General features: G+C 74.7%; 4 protein-coding genes and 2 pseudogenes. 2 read left to right on the forward strand and 4 right to left on the reverse strand.

Annotation, left to right across the window (positions count from 1 at the left end; genetic code table 11):
• Positions 1-285, forward strand: a pseudogene (locus GUY61_RS35805) (phosphoesterase); the annotation flags it as partial.
• A 55-nt stretch (positions 286-340) separates the two neighbouring features.
• Here GUY61_RS35805 and GUY61_RS41365 read toward each other — a convergent pair.
• The 3 genes from GUY61_RS41365 to GUY61_RS35815 all read right to left on the reverse strand — a co-directional run bounded on the left by GUY61_RS41365 (position 341) and on the right by GUY61_RS35815 (position 2521).
• Complete coding sequence (locus GUY61_RS41365) at positions 341-469, reverse strand: hypothetical protein (protein WP_279576895.1); 129 nt, start codon at positions 467-469, stop codon at positions 341-343.
• A gap of 268 nt (positions 470-737) precedes the next feature.
• Positions 738-1307 carry a GNAT family N-acetyltransferase gene (locus GUY61_RS35810; protein ID WP_166634475.1) on the reverse strand — a complete coding sequence of 190 codons (570 nt, stop codon included), beginning with the start codon at positions 1305-1307 and terminating at the stop codon, positions 738-740.
• Positions 1308-1426: 119 nt separating this feature from the next.
• A complete protein-coding gene (locus GUY61_RS35815) occupies positions 1427-2521 on the reverse strand; it encodes an alkene reductase (protein ID WP_166634476.1) in 1095 nt (364 codons plus the stop codon).
• 67 nt (positions 2522-2588) lie between these two features.
• Between GUY61_RS35815 and GUY61_RS35820 the strand changes: the two are divergent.
• A pseudogene (locus tag GUY61_RS35820) lies at positions 2589-2939 on the forward strand (MerR family transcriptional regulator); the annotation flags it as partial.
• A gap of 56 nt (positions 2940-2995) precedes the next feature.
• Here GUY61_RS35820 and GUY61_RS35825 read toward each other — a convergent pair.
• Positions 2996-3727 (reverse strand): tyrosine-protein phosphatase, encoded by a 732-nt coding sequence (locus tag GUY61_RS35825; RefSeq protein ID WP_166634478.1) that lies wholly within the window; start codon positions 3725-3727, stop codon positions 2996-2998.
• Positions 3728-3909: the final 182 nt, after the last annotated feature.

Below are 3909 nucleotides of genomic sequence, written 5' to 3' on the forward strand. Positions count from 1 at the left end.
GTCTACGTCACGGCGGGCGGGGCGGGAGCGAGGCTCTACGGCTTCCCGGAGGGAGTGCCGGAGAGCTACGAGGGCAAGGTCCACGACCGCGACCACGTCGAGAGCTTCCACTGGACGGAGTCGGGGGACAAGGAGCCCGAGACCGCGGAGTGGTCACGGGTCCGCTACGCGGGCTTCTCGTTCCTCGCGGTGGAGGCGCAGGCAGGGGCGGACCCGCGGCTGAGGGTCTCGGCGCTCGCCGAGAGCGGGGAGCGCGTGGACCACTTCGAGATCGAACGGTCCTGAACGGGCGGGCGGGGCATCGGCCCGGGACCGGCGGTCCCGGTGGCGGCCGGCCTTCTCAGTGGCCGGTCGCGCCGCCGTTGTCCCTGCGGTCCAGCGCGCGCTGGAGGGCGGCGGCCGCGTTCTTGCGCTCGGTGTCGTCGGTACGGCGCTTGGCCTGGCGGATCCTGCGGGCGGTCTCGGCCATGATGATCGGCTCCTCGGAGAGCGGACGTACGCGAGGCAGTACGAAGCTCGGTCGAAGGGGATTCTGACACCGGAAAGGGCGGCGAGCCTGCGCCGCAGGGGTGGCCTGCACAGGGCGCGCTCGGAACCGCCGGGCCGCCGGATCGGGCGACGAGACGTTCGGCTTCTACAAAGCTAAGCGAGGCCCGCCGTTCTGTCTCCACAATTACTCGGACTTCCTACTATCTGAGACAGCGGCTCGCCCGGAGTCACCGTGGGGCTAGGTCCGACTACAGGACGTCACCGTCCCGCCAGTCGAAGACCAGCGGCGCCGACGGGTCGGGCAGTGCGCGGCCGGCGGCGGGGCGGACGTACGTCGAGTCCTCCTCGTCCGGGAGCGGGACCTGGCCGGAGGGGCCGAGGGCGGCGAGCGGACCGGCCCAGAGCCGCCAGCCGCGCCTCGCGTAGAGCGACGCCCCCTCGTCCGTGGCGGAGAGCGCGCCGAGGACGTACGCCCCGTCGACGATCCGCTCGAGAGCCGCCATCACCTGCCCGCCGGCCCCCCGGCACCGGTACCCCTCGCGCACGGCGACCGCCTCCACGTACCCGACGCGCAGCGACCGGCCCCGGTGCAGCACCCGGCGCTGCACGACGCTCCCGTGCCCCACCACGAGCCCGGTCCGGCTGTCGCGGACGAGGGCGTGCACACCGCCCAGGCAGTGGTCCCAGTCCTCGTCGCCGAAGTCGCCGTCGAAGGCCTCGTCCATCAGCGAGCGGATCTCGCCCCGCTCGGCGTCGGAGAGCTCGGCGGTGTGTGCGGTGCGAAGCGTCGTGGTGCGCGTCGTACGCGGCTCGGTCATCCCTCCAGTCTCGCAGGCGCGGCCGGCGGCCCCGGTGCGGCCCGTCTCCGGTCCGGTGCGGGCCGCGTCCGGTGCCGCCGGCGGCAATTCCGGTGCGGCCACGACGGTTTGGCGGGGGCTCAGGCGGCGGCCTCGTCACCGCCGAGCGCCGGGTAGTCGGTGTAGCCCTCGGCGCCGTGGGTGTAGAGGTACTCCGCGTCGAAGGTGTTGAGGGCGGCGCCCGTGGCGAAGCGCAGCGGCAGGTCGGGATTGGCGATGAACGCCCGTCCGTACGAGACGAGGTCTGCGCGCCCGGACCGCAGGACCTCCTCGCCCGCCCGCCGCGTCGTCGGCTCCCGGTTCTCCCCCACGTTGGCGACGAGCGGACCGGGCCAGCGTGGACGCAGGTCGTCGAGGGCCGGATACCGGTCGTCGTCGGTGAGGTGCAGGTAGGCGAGGCCGGTCCCGGCGATCGCGTCGAGCAGGGCGCGGTAGACGGGCGCCGGGTCGGCCTCCTCCATGCCGAACTGCGGGTTGCCGGGCGAGAGGCGCAGCGCGGTCCGCTCCGCGCCGACGGCTCCGGCGACGGCCTCCACCGCCTCGGCCGCGAAGCGGATCCGGCCCGGGACCGTTCCTCCGTAGGCGTCCTGGCGCAGGTTGGTGTTGTCGGCGAGGAACTGGTGGATCAGGTAGCTGTTGGCGCCGTGCAGTTCGACCCCGTCGAAACCCGCCTCGATCGCGTTCACGGCGGCACGGGCGTAGTCGTCGAGCGCGGTGCGGATGTCGGCGTGCGTCATCACCCGGGGCACCACCGGGTCGGCCTTGCCCCCGTCCCTTACGTGCACCGGGCCGGGCTCGGGCACCGCGGAGGGGCCGGCGGGCACGGACCCGTCGATCCTGGACAGCGGGTGTCCCTGCCGGCCGCCGTGCATCAGCTGGGCGAAGATCCGGCCGCCCGCCGCGTGCACGGCGTCCGTGACGGCGCGCCAGCCCTCGATGTGCCGCGCGCTCTCGAGTCCGGGGATGCGCCAGCCGCTCTGCCCGCGGCGGCTCGGCCAGATGCCCTCGGTGACGATGAGACCGGCGCTCGCCCGCTGCGCGTAGTGCTCGGCGACGAGCGGGAGCGGGGTGCCGTCCTCGGCGGCGCGGTACCGCGTCATGGGGGCCATGACGACCCGGTTGGGCAGGTGCAGGGCTCCGAGGGAATACGGGCTGAGAAGGGCTGCGTTCGTCATGCCGGGACGGTAGGAGCTGACACCGGTGTCAGGTTCAAGTGCGGCCCGTCCGGCGGAAGGAGTGTCGGTGAGGATCGGTGAACTGGCCCGCCGCACGGCGGTCAGCGAGCGTTCGCTGCGCTACTACGAGCAGCAGGGGCTGCTCACCGCCGGACGCACGCCGGGCGGCCACCGCTCGTACCCGGAGAGCGCGGTCGACCGGGTCGTCCGCATCCAGGAACTCCTCGCCGCGGGCCTGTGCAGCTCGAAGATCGCAGAGCTGCTGCCCTGCATACGCGACGCCGACGGCGGGCCCTCGGCGGCGGCGACCCCGCTGCTGGTCACCGAACTCACCCGGGCGCGGGCCCGGATCGACGGCATGATCGCGGACCTGCGGCGCGCCCGCGAGGTCCTGGACGGTGTGATCGAGGCGGCCTCCTCGGAGCGGCCGCTCCCGGGCCGGGACGCGCCCGGTCCCGGTCAGCCGGGCTCCGGTCAGCCCGGCTCCGGCGCCGCTCCGCCCGCCCTGTCTGTGAGCGCGCCAAGGAGGGAGGCGGGCACGCCCGCCGCGCTCAGGTAGGGCCCGGCCCGCAGCCAACGCGCCACGTCCACGGCCGCCCGGTGGGCGGTGAGCCCGCGCGAGGCGAGTCCGGCGGCCAGTTCCGGACCGTCGTCGGGCCTGCCGCCGGCCTCGTTCATGGCCTTGACGCGGGGCTCGCTGAGCACGTAGTCGTCCGCGATCCGCACCGGGTCCGCGCCCATCAGGGACAGCAGGACCAGGCTGACCAGGCCGGTGCGATCGCGGCCGGCGGAGCAGTGGTGGACGACGCCGCCGGGCGGGGCCCCGGCGATCGCCGTCACCACGGCGGCGACCCGTTCGGGGAAGCGGGCCAGGAACGGCCGGTAGTAGACCGGCGTGCCGAACTCCCAGCCGCCCCACCACCTGTCCCAGAAATCCCGGTGCTCGATGCCGTCGAGCGGGATCCGCACGGTGGTGACGGCGGCCGGCCTCGGGGCGGCGTCCTCGCCGTACTCGTCCGGGTTGCGGAGATCGACGACAGTCCGCACACCGTGGTCGACGAGCGCTCGCCAGCCCCGCGCGGTGAGCTTGCCGAGGCCGTCGGCGCGGACGAGTGCCCCGCGCCGGATCCCGGCGATCCCGCCCAGGTCACGGACGTTGAAGCAGCCCTCCCAGCGGAGGTGGCGATCGGTGTCCGCGGTTGTCACGAGGTCCCCCTGTCCGTGGATGCCTGCTCGTCGAACAGGACCCCGGACGCCTGCCCGCGGTTCCGCCCGGGCTCCGGCCGGGTACGCCGCGCGCCCGGTGGGCGGACGGGCCGATGCGGCCGACGGGCCGATGGGTCCGCCCCCGGCCCGGAGGGGAGACCGGGGCGGGGGCGGAAGCCGGG

Origin of the sequence: Streptomyces sp. GC420, assembly GCF_009916105.1 — a bacterium.
Taxonomy (GTDB): domain Bacteria; phylum Actinomycetota; class Actinomycetes; order Streptomycetales; family Streptomycetaceae; genus Streptomyces.